We start from the raw sequence: 16,148 nt of genomic DNA, 5'->3' as shown, positions 1-16,148 counted from the left end.
AGCGGCGAACGAGCAGCGGAGGGCCACACCGACGTGAAGATCACGGCTGTCGAGACGTTCCTGGTGCCGCCGAGGTGGCTGTTCTGCCGGGTGGCGACCGACGACGGCCTGGTCGGCTGGGGTGAGCCGGTGGTCGAGGGCCGGGCCGAGACGGTCCGCGCGGCGGTCGGCGAGCTGTCCGAGCTGCTGCTGGGCCACGACCCCCGGCGCATCGAGGACCTGTGGCAGACGATGACCAAGGCGGCGTTCTACCGGGGCGGCCCGGTGCTGTCCAGTGCGGTGGCCGGCGTCGACCAGGCGCTCTGGGACATCCTCGGCCGCTCGCTGGGGGTGCCGGTGCACCAGCTGCTCGGCGGGGCGGTGCGCGACCGGGTGCGGGTCTACGGCTGGATCGGCGGTGACGAACCGGCCGAGGTGGCCGACGCGGCGGCCGCTCAGGTCGAGGCGGGGTTGACCGCGGTGAAGATGAACGCCAGTGGGCGGATGAGCAAGCTGCCGACCGCCGCAGAGACCGCCGAGGTGGTGGCGCGCCTCGCCGCTGTGCGCGACATGGTGGGGGAGCACCGCGACGTTGCGGTCGACTTCCACGGCCGGTTCACCGTGGCCGCCGCCCGGCGGGTGATCCCGCTGCTGGCGCCACTGCATCCGCTGTTCGTGGAGGAGCCGGTGCTGCCCGAGTTCGGTCACCGGCTGGCTGACGTGGTGGCGGTCTCGCCGGTGCCGGTGGCCTGCGGGGAGCGGCTGTTCTCCAGGACCGACTTCCTGCCGGTACTGGGCGCCGGGGTCGCTGTGGTGCAGCCCGACCTCTCGCACGCCGGCGGGATCTCCGAGGTACGCCGGATCGCCTCGCTCGCCGAGACCTACGACGCGCTACTCGCCCCGCACTGCCCGCTCGGGCCGATCGCGCTCGCCGCGAGCCTGCAGGTCGCGTTCGCCACGCCGAACTTCCTGATCCAGGAGCAGAGCATCGGGATCCACTACAACAGGGATGCGGAGCTGCTGGACTACGTCCTGGACCGGGCGCCGTTCGCCTTTCCGGACGGGTACGTGCGGGTCACCGATGCGCCCGGGCTCGGGGTGGACATCGACGAGGCCCAGGTCCGCCGTGCGGACGCGGTCGGGCACCACTGGCGGCCGCCGCGGTGGCGGCACGAGGACGGATCGTTCGCCGAGTGGTGAGCGGGTGTGACGAGAGATCGGGAGGGCCGCTGCGCGGTGACGGATTCTGAGGCCAGCACGGACGGGTGGACGGCGGTGCCCGGCGAGCGGTTCGCGCTCGGGGAGGGGCTGCGTGACGTCGGCGATCATCTGATCATGGTGGACATCCTCACCGGGCGGTTGTTGGCGCTGCCGGCGGACCTGGCCGGGCCGCCCAGGGTGCTCCTGGAGTTGGCCGACCCGCTGGGCGCGGTCGCTCCGCTGGCCGGTGGCGGCTGGGTCGCGGCCACCGGCACCGGGATCGCCCTGATCGGAGCCGGTGCCGGTGCCGGAGCCGCCGGTGAGGTGCACTGGCTGGCCCGGCCGGAGGACGGTGCGCCGCACCGGATGCGGATGAACGACGGGGTGGCCGACCCGAGCGGCCGGTTCTGGGCCGGGTCGATGGCCTACGACACCGCCGAGGGAGCGGGCGCGCTGTACCGGGTGGACGTCGACGGCTCGGTGCACCGGGTGGTCGGTGAGCTGACGGTGCCCAACGGGCCGGCGTTCACCCCGGACGGCGAGCTGATGTACCTGGCCGACAGCGCGCGCGGGGTGATCTACCGGTACCCGGTGGACCCGCGCACCGGCGGGCTCGGCCGGCACACCGAGTTCGCCACGGTGGCCGATGGCAGCCCGGACGGCATGACGGTGGACGCCGAGGGCTACCTGTGGTCGGCGATCTGGGGTGCGGGTGAGATCCGGCGGTTCAGCCCGACCGGCTCGGTGGACCGGGTGCTGGCGATCCCGGCCGGCCAACCGACCAGCGTGTGCCTGTCGGGCGGGCGGCTCGTGGCCACCTCGGCCACGGTCGGCCTGGTCGAACCGGCCGAGTCCGACGGGGCGGTGCAGCACATTCCGGTGCCGGTCCGCGGTGTCCCGGCGGCACGGGCGGGCATCGCCGCCGCGAGGTAGCTTCGCGGTATGAGGATTCTGGTCGTCGGGGCCGGTGCCACCGGCGGCTTCTTCGGGGCGCTGCTGGCGCGGGCCGGTCGGGACGTCACGTTCCTGGTGCGGCCGGTGCGGGCGGCGCTGCTGCGGGAGCGTGGGCTGCGCGTCGTGGGTCTCGGTGAGCAGCTCGAGCTCGAGCCGAAGCTGGCGCTGGCCGCCGACCTGACCGCGCCGTTCGACCTGGTGCTGGTGACCGTCAAGGAGGCCGGGCTGGACGGCGCCATCGCCGACCTGGCCCCGGCGGTCGGGCCGGACACGCTGATCCTGCCGGTGCTCAACGGGATCCGGCACGTGGACGCGCTGGTCCAGCGGTTCGGCGAGCGCGCGGTGCTCGGCGGGGTCGCGTTCGTGGCCACCACCATCGACGCCAACGGTGATATCGAGCGGCTGGCGGACCTGGGCAGCCTGATCTACGGTACCCGCGACGGGCAGCCCGACCCTCGGCTGGACGAGGTGCACCGCACGCTGAGCGGCGCCGGGTTCGGCGCCGAGCTGTCCACCGACATCACCACCGCGATGTGGTCCAAGTGGGTCTTCATCGCCAGCATCTGCGCGGTGACCTGCCTGATGCGCGGCACGATCGGTGAGGTCGAGGCGGTGCCGGGCGGCGCCCGGTTCGCCGAGGCCGTGGTGGCGGAGGCGGCGGCCGTGGCGGCGGCAGCGGGCCACCCGGTGCCCGAGGCCAGCCTGGCCGACGCGCGCGCCCACGTGACCCAGAAGGGCTCGCCGTTCGCGTCGTCGCTCTACCGCGACCTGACCGGCGGGATGGACGTGGAGGTCGAGCAGATCCTGGGGGACCTGGTGGCCCGGGCGGCCGCGTCGGGTGTGCCGGTGCCGCTGTTGGAACTGGTCACGATGCAGCTGCGGGTGTACCGGAACCGACTGCGCCGGACCGCGCCGGCGGCGGGCTGACCAACCGGCCCTGGTTCAGGTACACCACCTCGTCGGCCAGCGCCGCCACCAGCGGGTCGTGGGTGATCAGCACCGTGGTGCGGTTCAGGGTCAGCCGGGCCAGCACGGCGAGCAGCTCGTCGCGCGCCCGCCCGTCCAGCCCGGTGGTCGGCTCGTCGAGCAGCAGGACCTCGGCGTCCCGCAGCAGGGCCCTGGCCAGCGAGATGCGCTGGCGCTGCCCACCGGACAGCAACCGGCCGCGTTGCCCCACCGGGGTCAGGTATCCCTGGGGCAGCCGCCGGACGAACTCGTCCGCGCCCGCCGCGCGGGCCGCCGCCATCACCTCGCCCGGAGTCGCACCGGGTCGCCCGATCAGGATGTTCTCCGCGACCGGGACGTCGAAGAGCGTCGCCTCCTGGGGGACCAGGGCGATCCGCGCGCGCAGCGCGTCCGGGTCGATCAGGCGCAGGTCGCGCTCGTCGAGGCGGATGGTGCCGCCGGTGGGGTCGTCGAAGCGCAGCAGCAGCCGCAGCAGCGTCGACTTACCGGAACCGCTGGGTCCGAGCACCGCGACGCACCTGCCGCGCGGGACCGCGAAGCTGACCTCGCTGACCGCATCGACGCCCTGGCCCGGGTAGCTGAACCGAACCCGGTTGAACTCGAGACCACGCCGTACCGGCCCGGCCGGTGGGCCCTCGGTGACGGGTCGAGCGGCCAGCGCGGGGCGAACCAGTTGGGGGGTCGGGGTCGGCTTCTGGTCGAGCAGGTCGATGACCCGCTCGGCGCCCGCGGTGGCCGCGTACACCGTGGTGGCCAGCCCGGCCAGGCCACGGGCCGGCGCATAGAGCTGGCTGACGTAGATCAGGAACGCCAGTAGGTCGCCCAGGGTGAGCCGGTGGTTCATCAGCTCGACCAGGCCTAGACCGAGGATGACCAGCACCCCGGCCACCTCGAACAGGTCGGTGACCGGCGAGAACAGCGCGCGGATCCGGGTGGCGGCCAGTTCGGCGCCGCGGGCCGCGTTGCTCTGCACGCCGAACCGGGCGATCTCGCGCGGTGCCATCCCGTAGGCCTGCACCAATGCCATGGCACCCAGGTTCTCTTCGGCGACCGCGCCGATCTGGCCACCGCGGCGGCGAACCTCCCGCGCGGCCCGCCGGCTGCGGGTGGCGAAGAACCGGGAGCAGAGCGCGAAGATGGGCATCGCAATCAGTGCGGCGAGCGTGAGGTGCCAGTTCAGATAGAAGAGGATCCCGCCATAGATGACGATTTTGAGGATATTGGCCACTGCGCCGGTCGCGCCGGTGAGCAGTAGGTCCTCAATAGCGTTGATGTCCGAGGTCAGCCGGGAAATGGTGTCACCGATCGGACGTCTTTCGAAGAAATGCAGGGGGAGCGACTGCAGGTGACTGAAAACACGCATGCGCAGCCGGTGCAGGAATCCCTCACCCATCCATGCGGCGAGATACTGGTCGGTGAAGGTGACCAGCCCGAGTGCCACCGTGATCCCGGCGTACCCGGCGGCGAGCTTGCCGAAGAGCGCCGGGTTCGGCGGGGTCAGCACGTCGTCGACCAGGATCTCGAAGAGCCAGATCGCGGCGGCGTCCAGACCCTGGCCGATGGCGATCACGAACAGGGCCAGCAGCAGCCACCAGCGGTACGGCCGCAGCTGCGGCCAGAACCGGCGGAGGATCAGCCGCATCGCCTGGGTGGGCGCGGCGGGTACCACCGGTTCCGCCGACGGTTCCGACTCGACCGGCTCGATCGGCCGATTAGCCAGTTCAGAGCCAGCTGACCGGGCCGGTTTCGCGGTACGGGGGTGCTGGGTCGCCGGCCGGGCCCCCGGCTGAGCCGGCGCCGGGGCGGGGCCGATCCGGGTGATCGGCACCGTCGGCGTCCGATCGGTGGCGGACCTGGCCTGTGTCATGTGATCTACAACCGCTCTGTCTCGGTCGGGCCCGCGGTGGCGGACCGGCTGCCCGGTCCGCCACCGCCACTCGTGGTTACCTGTGCCGGTCTCCGCGACGGTGGTTGTCGTACCTGTCGTACATGTCCTCACCGCGGTTGGGCCGGCGGCGGTCGTCATTGCGTCGGCCCGGGGTCCACCTGAATTGGTCGCTGACGCGTGCCATAACTCTGTCCTCCATCTTGCGGGGGAGCCGTTCCGTGCGGCCCTGATTAGTAACCTACTCCTCGCTGAATTAACTGGTTGCTAACTCTGAGCCTTCACAGCTAACGCGTAGCGACTGCCTCAGGAGCTGATAGGTGATCGACTCGCCGGGTGTCGGCTGACCCATTGTCCTCGCCCTGAATATGCGCGCCATAAGTTAAAGGTGTGTGAATCGGCCGGTGCCTGAAGAACTGGGCGCGCGCCGTGCGCCACCAGGATCTACGTTGGTGTGACCGAGGTGGGCGTGGCGGGAAGGGCGAAGATCGGATGACGGGTACGACAGGTGCGGCGGATGCGGTGACGACTCCCAAGGTCGCCGTGGTGTTCTACAGCGCCACCGGCAACGTGGCCGCGCTGGCCGAGGCGGTGGCGGAGGGCGCCCGCAAGGAGGGCGCCGAGGTGCGGGTGCGCCCGGTGCCGGAGCTCGCGCCGCCCCAGGCGATCGCCAGCAACCCGAGGTGGCAGACCTGGGTGGACACGAATCCCTACGAGCAGCCGGCCACGCTGGACGACCTGGACTGGGCGGACGGCATCGCGCTGGGCAGCCCCACCCGGTTCGGCGGCCCGGCGGGGCAGCTCAAGGAGTTCCTGGACACCACGGGTGGGCTGTGGGCGAAGGGCAAGCTGATCGACAAGGTGGGCACCGCGTTCACCAGCTCGTCCACCAAGCACGGCGGCCTGGAGTCGACGATCCTGGCGATGAACAACGTCTTCTACCACTGGGGCTCGATCGTGCTGCCGCTCGGTTACTCCGACCCGGCCGTGATGGAGTCGGGCAACCCGTACGGCGGGTCGTTCGTGTCCCGCAAGTCTGCCGCCCCGGACGAGGAGGCGCTGGCGGCCTGCCGGGTACAGGGCGCCCGGCTCGCCAGGATTTCCCGCTACGTGGCCGCTGGCCGGGCCGGCGATCTCGAATAGGGTGGGGCAATGGCAGCGTCGCCGAACCTTCGTCGATGTGGATGGCTCCGATGAGCGGCCGGTTCGAGGGGCAGGTCGCCCTGGTCACCGGTGGGGCGTCGGGTATCGGCGCGGCGATCGTCGCTCGACTGCTCGGTGAGGGCGCCCGGGTACTGGCCGCGGACATCAACGCGGACGCGCTGGCCGAGGCCGAGGCGAAGGGCCCCCGGACGCTCGCGGTGGCCGTCGCCGACGTCACGGTGGACGACCAGGTGCGGGATGCCGTCGCCACCGCGATCAGCAGGTTCGGACGGCTCGACCTGGCGTTCAACGTGGCCGGGGCAGCCCGGTTCGGCAGCATCCTGGACGGCACAGTGGAGGACTGGTCGGCCACCGTCGACCTGCTGCTGAAGGGCACCTACCTGGGCACCCGGCACGCCGCGCTGGCGATGCGGGAGGGCGACCGGGGCGGCGCGATCGTGAACGTCGCCTCGCTCAACGCGCACGTCCCGCTCTGGGGCGCCAGCTCGTACGCGGCCGGCAAGGCCGGCGCGGAGAACTTCACCAAGGGCGCCGCGCTGGAGCTGGCCCCGTACCGGGTTCGGGTGAACGCCGTGCTGCCTGGGCTGGTGGAGACCCCGCTGACCGCCCCGCTGCTGGCCATCCCGGGGCTGCGCGAGGACTACCTGCGCCGGATTCCACTGGCCAGGGCGGCGGATCCGGACGACATCGCCGGTCCGTGCGTGTACCTGGCCAGCGACGACGCCCGCTACATCACCGGCACCAGCCTGGTGGTCGACGGCGGCTGGGAGATCACCAACTACCCGGACCTGAGCCAGTACCTCTGAGCCAGTACCTCTGAGCCAGTACTTCAGTGGGCGGCCCGGCCGGCGGGTAGCGTGAACACCCGGGCGGCCGCGCGGCGCCGGGTAGTAGCGGGGCAGGTAGGCCGAGGTGTCCAGGTAGACGTTGTCGTGCTTCCAGACCACCCCGATCATCTCGTTGGTCCACGGGTGGCCGATGTGCCCGCCGACGATGACCAGCTCGGGGAAGTCCAGGGCGCCCGGTCGGCGGTACCGGACTTCTCCAGCAGCCGCCGTACCTCCGGCATCGGCAGCCGGTCCCGCGCGGCGACGAAGTTGGGCTGCGCCCACCCGTCGATGATCATGATTGGTGCTCCTGGAACAGACGGGTGCCCGGCGGGGGTGCTGGGTACGCACCGCCCGCCGGGCACCCGGCGGAACGAACTGGTGTGTGGCTACAGGCTGACCGTGGTCCGGTCCTTCTCCTCCAGCGGCACGACGCCGAGCGGGGCGTCCGGGTCGACCTTGTAGGTCAGCACCCGCTTGTAGCCCTGCTTCTTCTCCATACCGCTCTTGCGCCAGGCGGCGGTCAGGCCGACCTTCGCCCAGAACGCCGGGCCGTCCAGCGAGCTGGACTTCGGCGCCCAGTGCGCGTTGTTGCGCAGGACGCCGTTGCCGTAGTGCATCGCGTAGGAGCGGCGGATCTTGCTGGTCCAGTGCTCGGTGGTCAGCGAGACGCTGAAGCCGTCGAGGTTGCTGACCCGGTGCGGCCCGTTCAGCGCCCAGTGCAGCATGTCGCCGGGCTCCATGTCGTAGACCTCGGCGTAGTCGTCGAACCACGGCTGGTACGACAGGTCCTCGAGGGACAGGCTGCGCACCACGTTCTCCACCTCGGTCGGCGGCAGGAACGGCTCGGTGGGCGGGTAGATCCAGATCCGCTTGCGGCCGCGGATCTGCCAGAGCGCCTGGCCGGGGACGTCGAAGTGGTAGAACACCCGCGCGGTCGGCGACGAGATCAACAGACCCAGCTTGCGCTTGAAGGTCTTGAAGTCCGGGAGCGTGCCCTCCAGCTCGCCGTACATCTGGTCGAGCAGGTCCGCGAACCGGGGGTCGGCCTTCTCGATGGCCATCATGTTGATCCAGACGCGCCCGCCGCGCACCGCATCGAGCACCTTGGCGCCGGGCTGACCGGCCCGGTCGACGTGGCCCCAGGTGGAGACGTCGTCGCCCATGGTGGTGATGTCGATGTGCTTCGGGTCGATCCGCTCGACCAGGTTGGCCAGCGATTCGTCCGAGAAGAGGTCCTCCCGCTGAGCCAAGTTGTGCCGCAACTTGACGGTGTGGTTGCCCCAGAGCTGGATATCGCGAGGTGCGATGGTGTCGAAGACGCGTGGCACGACGAAGAACTCCCCTGTAGAGACGCACGTGATCTATGTAGGTCTGCCTTACCTAGTTCAACGCGGTTCGCGCTGGAACGTTACTTACCCGGGCGGTTGTGGCCAGCGTCTCGTGCGGTCGACCGCCTCGCGTCGCGACAGTACTCGCGCGTTTCTGAAGCATCCACGGGCCCGGCTCAGGTGCGCGTCAGACGACCGCGTCGCGGCGTAGCTGGTCGACCTGGTCGGGGGAAAAGCCCAGCTCAGCGAGTATCCGGTCGGTGTGCGCGCCGAGTGCGGGGATCGCTCCCATGCTCGGTTCCCAGCCGGTTACCACCGGTGGCGGCAGCAGCGCGGCGATCGGTCCGGCCGGTGTTTCGACGGTGCGCCAACGGTTGCGTTCTCTCAGGTGCGGGTGCGCAACCACCTCGGTCGGGGTGTTGTGGCGGGCGTTGCCGATCCCGGCCGCGTCGGCGGCGGCCTGGATGTCGGCCAGCGGGCGCTCGGCGCACCAGGTGCCGATCACGGTGTCCAGCTCGGCCCGGTGCGCGAGGCGGTCCCCGTTGTGGGCGTAGCGGGGATCGGCGGCCAGCTCGTCGCTGCCGAGTACCCGCGCGGCCAGCCGGCGCCACTCGGCGTCGTTGGTGGTGCCCAGCACCACGGTCTGCCCGTCCGAGGTCCGGAACGCCCCGTACGGCGCCACCGCGGGCGAGCTGAACCCGTTCGGTGCCTGGTCGCGGCCGCTGTGCTGGGCATGGTTCAGGGCGTAGCCCATGAACTCCATCATCGAGTCGAACATGCTGACCGAGATGGCCGACCCGCGCCCGGTGCGGTCCCGGTCGTAGAGCGCGGCCAGCGTGGCGGAGAAGGCGTACATCGCGGTGCCCACGTCGGCGATCGGGATGCCCGGCTTGGCCGGCTGCCCGGGCCACCCGGTGATCGCGCAGGAGCCGGCCTCGGCCTGGGCGAGCAGGTCGTAGGCGCGCTTGTGCTCCAGGGTGCCGCCGGTGCCGTAGCCGGAGATCGTCACGGTGATCAGCCGGGGGTAGCGGCCGGCCAGCGCGCCTGCGCCCAGTCCGAGCCGGTCGACCGCGCCCGGTCCCAGGTTGCTGACCAGCACGTCCGCCTCGGCCAGCAGCTGGTGCAGCACGGCGATGCCGGACTCGGACTTCAGGTCGAGGGTGAGCGACTCCTTGCCCCGGCTGACCCAGACGAAATGCGCGGCCAGGCCCCGCACGACGTCGTCGTAGTCCCGGGTGAAGTCGCCGCGCCCCGGCGGTTCGATCTTGATGACCCGGGCGCCGTAGTCGGCCAGGTGGCGGGTGCACAGCGGGGCCGAGACCGCCTGCTCCAGGGTCGCCACCAGCACGCCGTCCAGCGGGCGGCGCGGTCGGTCGGTGTCGGTGTCGGTGTCGGTGTCGGTGTGCACGGCCATACTCTCGCCCATGAGCCCCGAGGTGCTCGCCCCGAAGGCGCTGAACCGGGCGCTGCTGGCCCGCCAGCTGCTGCTGCGCCGGGTCCGCCGCCCGGTCGCCGACGTGCTCACCCACCTGGTCGGGATGCAGGCGCAGGCGCCCGATGCGCCGTACTACGGTCTCTGGTCGCGCCTGGACGGGTTCCGGCCCGCCGAGCTGGTCGAGCTGCTCACCAGCCGGCGCGCGGTCCGGGCGACGATGATGCGCGGCACGCTGCACGCGGTGACCTCGGCGGACTGCCTGGCGCTGCGGATGCTGGCCCAGCCCACCCAGGAGCGCGCGGTGCGCACCAACACCGACTACGACGGTCACCGGATCGCCGGCCGGCAGCTGGGCGAGGTGCTGGCGGTCACCGCCGAGCTGCTCGCCGAGGCACCGCGCACCGCCGCCGAGCTGCGCGCCCTGCTCGCGACCCGCTGGCCCGGGGCCGACGTCGACCGGTTGGGCTTCGCGGCGCTGGCACTCACGCCGACCGTGCAGGTGCCGCCGAGGGGGATCTGGGCGGTTGGCGGGCTGCCCAGGCTGAGCACCGTGCCGGCGTGGCTCGGCGAGCCGGTGTGCCCGGAGCCGGACCCGGCCGCCCTGGTGCTGCGCTACCTCGCCGCGTTCGGCCCGGCGACGGTGTCCGACGTGGCGACCTGGTCGGGGCGGACCGCCGTGCGCCCGGTGCTCGACGAGCTGCGGCCCCGACTGCGGGTGTTCGCCGACGAGCGGGGCCGCGAGCTGTTCGACCTGCCGGATGCGCCCCGCCCGCCGGCGGCCACCGCGGCACCGGTACGGCTGTTGGCGCCCTACGACAACGTGCTGCTGGCGCACGCCGACCGGTCCCGCGTGGTGCCCGAGCAGTACCGGGTCAGGCTGAAGAGCAAGAACGCCGTCGTACCGGGCACCGTGCTGGTGGACGGTTTCGTGCGCGGGCTGTGGGCGGTGGAGCGGCCGCACGGTCAGCACCTCGGCGGGTCCGCCGTGCTGACCGTGCGGCCGTTCCGGGCGCTGGCCCCGCGCCACGGTGCCCAGCTGCGCGCGGAGGTGGAGCGGCTCGCGGAGTTCGCCGCCCAGGGCAGCCCGGTGCGGGTGGTGCTCGCCGATCCCGAGTAGGTGATCACCGGGCTGGCCCGGACCCGGCGAGGTAGCGTCCAGGGATGGTGTCGGACCCCGTGGTGGCGGCTCAGCAGGCAGGGCCGGAGTTCCCCTCGACATGGGCGCGGCTGACCCCGGACAAGCTCGCGGTGGTCGTGGTGGACGCCGAGTCGCGCCCGGTGCAGACGCTGACCTACGCCGAGCTGGACGACCGCTCGGTGCGGTGCGCACACCTGCTGCGGGCGGCCGGCCTCACCACCGGCGACCACGTCGCGGTGCTGATGGAGAACCGCACCGAGGTGTTCGAGGTGTGCTGGGCGGCGGTGCGCTCCGGGCTGTACGTGACCGTGGTGAACACCAAGCTCAGCCCGGACGAGGCCGGCTACGTGGTCGACGACAGCGGTTCCCGGGTGCTGATCACCTCGGCCGCGATGGCCGAGCTGGCCGCCGCGATCGTGCCGGCCACCCCCGGGGTGGCGCGCCGGCTCATCGTGGGCGGCGTCCTGGCTGGGCACGACGACTACGTCGCCGCGCTGGCGGCGGCGCCGAGCTCGCCGCTGCCCGGCGAGTCCGAGGGCGAGACGATGCTCTACTCGTCCGGCACCACGGGCCGGCCGAAGGGGGTCAAGCGGGCGCTCACCGGCGGCGCCGTCGGTACCGAGTTCCGGCTGAGCGCGATGGTCGGGGCGATGGGCTACGACCGCTCCACGGTCTACCTCAGCCCGGCGCCGCTCTACCACGCCGCGCCGCTGGGCTACACGATGGCGATCCACCGCCTCGGCGGCACCGCGGTGGTGATGTCGCGGTTCGACGCCGAACAGACGCTGCGCCTGGTGGCCGAGTACCGGGTCACCCACGCCCAGTTCGTGCCGACCATGTTCGGCCGGCTGCTGCGGCTGCCCGAACAGGTCCGTTCCGGCTACGACCTGTCCAGCCTGCAATCGGTGGTGCACGCCGCGGCGCCGTGCCCGGTCGAGCTCAAGCGGGCCATGATCGACTGGTGGGGCCCGATCCTCTGGGAGTACTACGCGGGCACCGAGGGCAACGGGATGACCCTGATCTCCGCCGACGACTGGCTGGCGCACCCCGGCTCGGTCGGCCGGGCCCTGACCGGCGAGGTGCACGTGGTGGGGGAGGGCGGCGGTGAGCTGCCCCAGGGCGAGACCGGCACGGTGTACTTCGGCGGCGGGGCGCGGTTCGAGTACCACAACGACCCGGCCAAGACCGAAGGCAGCTACCACCCGCTGGGCTGGAGCACCCTCGGCGACGTCGGCCACCTGGACCCCGACGGTTACCTCTATCTCACCGACCGGCTCTCCCACATGATCATCTCGGGCGGGGTGAACATCTACCCGCAGGAGACCGAGAACGTGCTCACGATGCACCCCTCGGTCGCCGACGTAGCGGTCATCGGGGTACCGGACCCGGACATGGGCGAGCAGGTCAAGGCCGTCGTGCAGCTGGTCGACCCGAGCCTGGGCAACCCGGCCCTGGCCGGGGAGCTGATCGAGTACTGCCGGGCCCGGCTGGCGCACTACAAGTGCCCGCGCAGCATCGACTTCACCGCCGAGCTGCCCAGACAGGAGAACGGCAAGCTCTACAAGCGGCTGCTCCGGGACGCCTACCGCTCCGGGCAGCCGGTCCGCTGACGGCGCGCCGGTTCTACCGGAGGGTGTGGGCTACTGCCACCACTCGGTGAGCAGGCTCAGGTGGCGGCGCATCCGGTGCCGGGCCAGACCGCCGTCGCCGACCAGCAGGGCGTCCACGATGCCCTGGTGGGCGCGGGCGACCGAGGCGTTCACCTCGGGCTGTGGCTCGGCCGGTGCGGTGCCCTTGGCCTCGCGCTGTCGCGCCCACAGCGTGATCAGGATGCGCAGGAACAGTGCCAGCACCGGGTTGCCGGCCAGTTCGGCCAGCTCCACGTGCAGCAGGTGGGACAGCTCGCCCAGGTGCGCCGGGGGCTTGCCGCCGCCGAACGGGTTCGCCGTCTCCGCGCCGTGCAGTACCGCGCGCAGCCGGCGGGCCACCTCGGGCTCGCCGACCCGGGCCGCTACCCGGTCCAGGCAGGCCAGCTCGACCGCCTCCCGCACGGCGCGCAGGTGCTCGACCTCGATGCCCTGGTAGTCCAGGTAGAGCGCCATCGCCTCGATGCTGGCGCTCGGGTCGGGTTCGGCCACCACCAGCCCGCCACCGGGGCCGCGCCGCATCCGGGCCACCGAGTGGTACTCCAGCAGCCGCACCGCCTCCCGCAGCACCGCGCGGCTGACGCCGAACCGGTCCAGCAGTGCGGCCTCGGACCCGATCACCGAGCCGACCTCCCAGCCGCCGCCGGTTATCTCGGCGAGCAGCCGCTGGGCCACCACCTCGGCCAGCTTCTGGTCCTGGGTGTGGCCGGGCGTCGGGACCGACCAGAGCGCGCTCGGTGGGTAGTTCGTGTCCGGGCGCCAGTTGATCAGGAACTCACCCAGCATCTCCAGGTGCTGGGTGACGAGATACTGGGCCGTCGGGCCGTCCCCGGCCACCACGGCGTTGACCATGGCCTCGTGCGAGATGTCCGACGAGGTGAACGCGGGATGGCGAGGGTCCTCCGGCAGGTGGTTGAGCTGGTCGCCGGCGTAGCGCCAGGTCAGCCGCAGCAGCACGTCGATGAACAGGTTCAGGGCCGGGTTGCCGGACAGCTCCGCGAGGGTCAGGTGCAGGGCGCTGCGGGCGTGCCCGTCCCGGTTGGGGCCGGCCGCGAACTCGTCGGCCAGCGCGGTGCGCAGCTCCGCGATGCCGGACTCCGTGATGGTCTCGGCGGCCAGCGCCGCGGCCAGCGGCTCGATCATCAGCCGAGCCGCGAACAGGTGTTGGATCGTGGTCCCGACGAACTCCAGGTACACCACCATCGCGCTGGTGGCGGCGCCCGCATCGGGCGCGCGGACCACCAGCCCACCGGCCGGGCCCCGGCGCATCGAGGCCACCTGGTGATGCTCGACCAGCCGGATCGCCTCCCGCAGCACCGCCCGGCTGACCTGGTATCGCTCCCGCAGCTCGGTCTCCGAACCGAGCACCTCACCGACCGGCCACCCCGTGCGCAGCACGTCCTGCTCGATCTGACGCGCCACCCGGGCGGCGAGCTTCCCGGTGCCGGCGCGCTCGGCCGCGGTCGACTCCGAGATCGCCGAGACCGCTCGTTCTCGGTGCGCGGCCGGCACGGCGGTCGGACTCACGTCGAAGTGGGCGATCAAGCGAAGCTCCTCAGGGCCGCGGGCTGGCCATTCTACGCAGCGTGCCCCCCTGAGCACGGACAGTCCAGCACGTTATATCGCCCGATCGGACGCAGCCCGATTGGGCTATGCGGCGTAAAGCAATCCCAGTTCCGCACATCGGCATCCAGGACGCGCCGATCACGCCGGAAAACGCAGGTCTGTGAGCTGTTCGGAGGCCGCCCACAGCTCCCGCTGGACCACCCGGTCGTGTGACCGGCCGCTGGAGCCCACCGGCCTCGGATGGCCGCGCATCTCGCCGGGCCCGCCCGGGCCGACGTATGTCCCGCCCGGCAGATCCACCACGGTGGCCGCGAACAGCTCGGGCAGCGCGCCCATCTCGGCGGACTGCGCGGCGACGGCGTTCACCAGGCCGGTGAACCGGTCCTGCACGGTGCCGGTGCGCCCCTGCAGGTTGGTCGCGGCGTAGCCGGGGTGCGCCGCCATCGACCGCACCGAGGACCCGGCCGCGAGCAGTCGGTGCTGCAGCTCGTAGGCGAACATCAGGTTGGCCAGCTTCGACTGGCCGTAGGCGAGCCAGCGCCGGTAGTGGCGGCGTTCCCAGTTGAGGTCGGACAGCTCGATCCCACCGATCCGGTGCAGGAAACTGGACATGGTGACCACCCGGTCGGTGACCTGGGGCAACAGCCGGCCGGTGAGCGCGAAGTGGCCGACGTGGTTGGTGCCGAACTGCATCTCGAAGCCGTCGGCGGTGCGCTGCGCGGGCACGGCCATCAGACCGGCGTTGTTGACCAGGACGTCGACCGGCCCGGTCAGGTCGGTGGCGAACGCGGCGACCGAGGAGAGGTCGGCCAGGTCGAGGGGCCGTACCTCCCAGTCGCCCGGCTGCCCGGCCATGGCCTCCTCGCCCTTGGCGGTGTTGCGGCAGGCGCAGACCACCCGGGCCCCGGCGGCGGCCAGCGCGCGGGCCGTGACCAACCCGAGGCCGCTGTTCGCGCCGGTCACCACGATGACCCGGCCGGTCTGGTCCGGAATGTCCGAGCTGCTCCACTGCATGTCCGCAGGGTAGAGACACGCGGAGTCGGCGAGCGCGGCGCCCGAGGGCCCGATAGCGTCCGGGGTAGCAGCCGGTGCTCACCCAGGAGGTCAACGATGCCCGTCCACCCGGAAGCCCAGGGGCTCCTCGACGCGCTCGCGGAGGCCGGCCTGCCGGCGACCGAGGAGATGACCGTGCCCAACGCGCGGGCCGCCACGGCGGGGTTCCTCGCACTGCAGGGCGAGCCCGTCGAGGTGGCCTCGGTGCTGGACCGCACGGTGCCCGGCCCGGCCGGGGAGATCCCGGTGCGGGTGTACACACCGGCCGGCGAGGGACCGTTTCCGGTGGTGGTCTACTTCCACGGCGGCGGCTGGGTGATCGGCGACCTCGAGGTGGTGGACCAGCCGTGCCGGCAGCTCGCCTCGGCGGCCGGCGCGATCGTCGTCTCGGTCGACTACCGGTTGGCTCCCGAGCACCGCTACCCGGCCGCCTTCGACGACAGCTACGCGGCCACCGTGTGGGTCGGCGCGCACGCCGCCGAGATCGGCGGCGACCCGGCCAGGCTCGCCGTCGCCGGGGACAGCGCCGGCGGCAACCTGGCCGCCGCGGTGGCGCTCGCCGCCCGCGACCGCGGCGGTCCCGAGCTGGCCGCCCAGCTGCTGATCTACCCGGTGACCGACTTCAACTTCGGCACCGCGTCCTATCAGGACAACCGCGAGGGCTACCTGCTGACCAAGGGCTCGATGCAGTGGTTCTGGGCGCACTACCTGGGCGCGCAGGACCTGGACAAGGACCCCTACGCCTGCCCGCTGCGCGCGGACAGCCTGGTCGGCCTGCCACCCGCGTACGTGGCGACCAGCGAGTACGACCCGCTGCGCGACGAGGGCGAGGCCTACGCGCGCCGGCTCGAGGAGGCGGGTGTCGCGGTGACCGCGAAGCGCTTCGACGGTTTGCTGCACGGCTTCTTCTGGATGTTGGCGGCAGTCCCGAGCGCGGCGGGCGTGCTGGACGACATGGTCGGCGTGCTGCGCAAGGCCTGGGCCTGAAGCGGATTTGGGTGTCC

14 protein-coding genes are annotated in these 16,148 nt (G+C 72.1%); 8 read left to right on the top strand and 6 right to left on the bottom strand.

The genetic code is table 11. The features are described 5' to 3' along the window. Window positions 1–33: 33 nt before the first annotated feature. The 3 genes from dgoD to ACTXG6_RS27560 are packed head-to-tail and all read left to right on the top strand — an operon-like array spanning window position 34 to window position 3,060. Complete coding sequence (gene dgoD, locus ACTXG6_RS27570; protein WP_445182294.1) at window positions 34–1,179, top strand: galactonate dehydratase; 1,146 nt, start codon at window positions 34–36, stop codon at window positions 1,177–1,179. Window positions 1,180–1,215: 36 nt separating this feature from the next. Then, window positions 1,216–2,112, top strand: a complete 897-nt coding sequence (locus ACTXG6_RS27565; protein ID WP_445182293.1) for an SMP-30/gluconolactonase/LRE family protein — start codon at window positions 1,216–1,218, stop codon at window positions 2,110–2,112. Between the two features lie 9 nt (window positions 2,113–2,121). Beyond that, window positions 2,122–3,060: a ketopantoate reductase family protein gene (locus ACTXG6_RS27560; protein WP_445182292.1), complete on the top strand. Its 939-nt coding sequence runs from the start codon at window positions 2,122–2,124 to the stop codon at window positions 3,058–3,060. On the opposite strand, the gene ACTXG6_RS27555 is transcribed toward ACTXG6_RS27560, so the two are convergent. Further along, window positions 2,999–4,966, bottom strand: a complete 1,968-nt coding sequence (locus ACTXG6_RS27555; RefSeq protein ID WP_445182291.1) for an ABC transporter ATP-binding protein — start codon at window positions 4,964–4,966, stop codon at window positions 2,999–3,001. The two genes, ACTXG6_RS27560 and ACTXG6_RS27555, sit on opposite strands and share 62 nt — an antisense overlap. A gap of 510 nt (window positions 4,967–5,476) precedes the next feature. On the opposite strand from ACTXG6_RS27555, the gene wrbA reads away from it, so the two are divergent. Beyond that, window positions 5,477–6,127, top strand: a complete 651-nt coding sequence (wrbA, locus tag ACTXG6_RS27550; protein ID WP_445182290.1) for an NAD(P)H:quinone oxidoreductase — start codon at window positions 5,477–5,479, stop codon at window positions 6,125–6,127. A 50-nt stretch (window positions 6,128–6,177) separates the two neighbouring features. Then, window positions 6,178–6,954 (top strand): SDR family NAD(P)-dependent oxidoreductase, encoded by a 777-nt coding sequence (locus tag ACTXG6_RS27545; protein WP_445182289.1) that lies wholly within the window; start codon window positions 6,178–6,180, stop codon window positions 6,952–6,954. A gap of 146 nt (window positions 6,955–7,100) precedes the next feature. Here ACTXG6_RS27545 and ACTXG6_RS27540 read toward each other — a convergent pair whose 3' ends face one another. From ACTXG6_RS27540 to ACTXG6_RS27530, 3 genes are all read right to left on the bottom strand, one after another. Further along, complete coding sequence (locus tag ACTXG6_RS27540) at window positions 7,101–7,274, bottom strand: hypothetical protein (RefSeq protein ID WP_445182288.1); 174 nt, start codon at window positions 7,272–7,274, stop codon at window positions 7,101–7,103. A 90-nt stretch (window positions 7,275–7,364) separates the two neighbouring features. Further along, window positions 7,365–8,306, bottom strand: a complete 942-nt coding sequence (locus ACTXG6_RS27535) for a hypothetical protein (RefSeq protein ID WP_445182287.1) — start codon at window positions 8,304–8,306, stop codon at window positions 7,365–7,367. A gap of 187 nt (window positions 8,307–8,493) precedes the next feature. Further along, a complete protein-coding gene (locus ACTXG6_RS27530; RefSeq protein ID WP_445182286.1) occupies window positions 8,494–9,732 on the bottom strand; it encodes a CaiB/BaiF CoA transferase family protein in 1,239 nt (412 codons plus the stop codon). On the opposite strand from ACTXG6_RS27530, the gene ACTXG6_RS27525 reads away from it, so the two are divergent. Both ACTXG6_RS27525 and ACTXG6_RS27520 read left to right on the top strand, forming a co-directional pair. After that, on the top strand, window positions 9,731–10,858 hold the full coding sequence (locus ACTXG6_RS27525; protein ID WP_445182285.1) for a winged helix DNA-binding domain-containing protein: 1,128 nt from the start codon (window positions 9,731–9,733) through the stop codon (window positions 10,856–10,858). The two genes, ACTXG6_RS27530 and ACTXG6_RS27525, sit on opposite strands and share 2 nt — an antisense overlap. A 44-nt stretch (window positions 10,859–10,902) precedes the next feature. Further along, window positions 10,903–12,489: an acyl-CoA synthetase gene (locus ACTXG6_RS27520; protein WP_445182284.1), complete on the top strand. Its 1,587-nt coding sequence runs from the start codon at window positions 10,903–10,905 to the stop codon at window positions 12,487–12,489. Window positions 12,490–12,519: 30 nt separating this feature from the next. Here the strand turns inward: ACTXG6_RS27520 and ACTXG6_RS27515 are convergent, their stop codons facing one another. Further along, entirely contained in the window at window positions 12,520–14,070 is a 1,551-nt protein-coding gene (locus ACTXG6_RS27515; RefSeq protein ID WP_445182283.1) for a FadR/GntR family transcriptional regulator, read from the bottom strand. A 159-nt stretch (window positions 14,071–14,229) separates the two neighbouring features. Continuing rightward, a complete protein-coding gene (locus ACTXG6_RS27510) occupies window positions 14,230–15,105 on the bottom strand; it encodes an oxidoreductase (protein ID WP_445182282.1) in 876 nt (291 codons plus the stop codon). Window positions 15,106–15,201: 96 nt separating this feature from the next. Here ACTXG6_RS27510 and ACTXG6_RS27505 point away from each other — a divergent pair, with 96 nt between their 5' ends. Next, window positions 15,202–16,131 carry an alpha/beta hydrolase gene (locus ACTXG6_RS27505; RefSeq protein ID WP_445182281.1) on the top strand — a complete coding sequence of 310 codons (930 nt, stop codon included), beginning with the start codon at window positions 15,202–15,204 and terminating at the stop codon, window positions 16,129–16,131. Window positions 16,132–16,148 lie beyond the last annotated feature (17 nt).

The sequence above is a fragment of the Pseudonocardia sp. Cha107L01 genome (assembly GCF_052566575.1).
The sequence above is the reverse complement of the archived record's forward strand: the minus strand, read 5'-3'. Positions and strand labels throughout refer to the sequence as shown.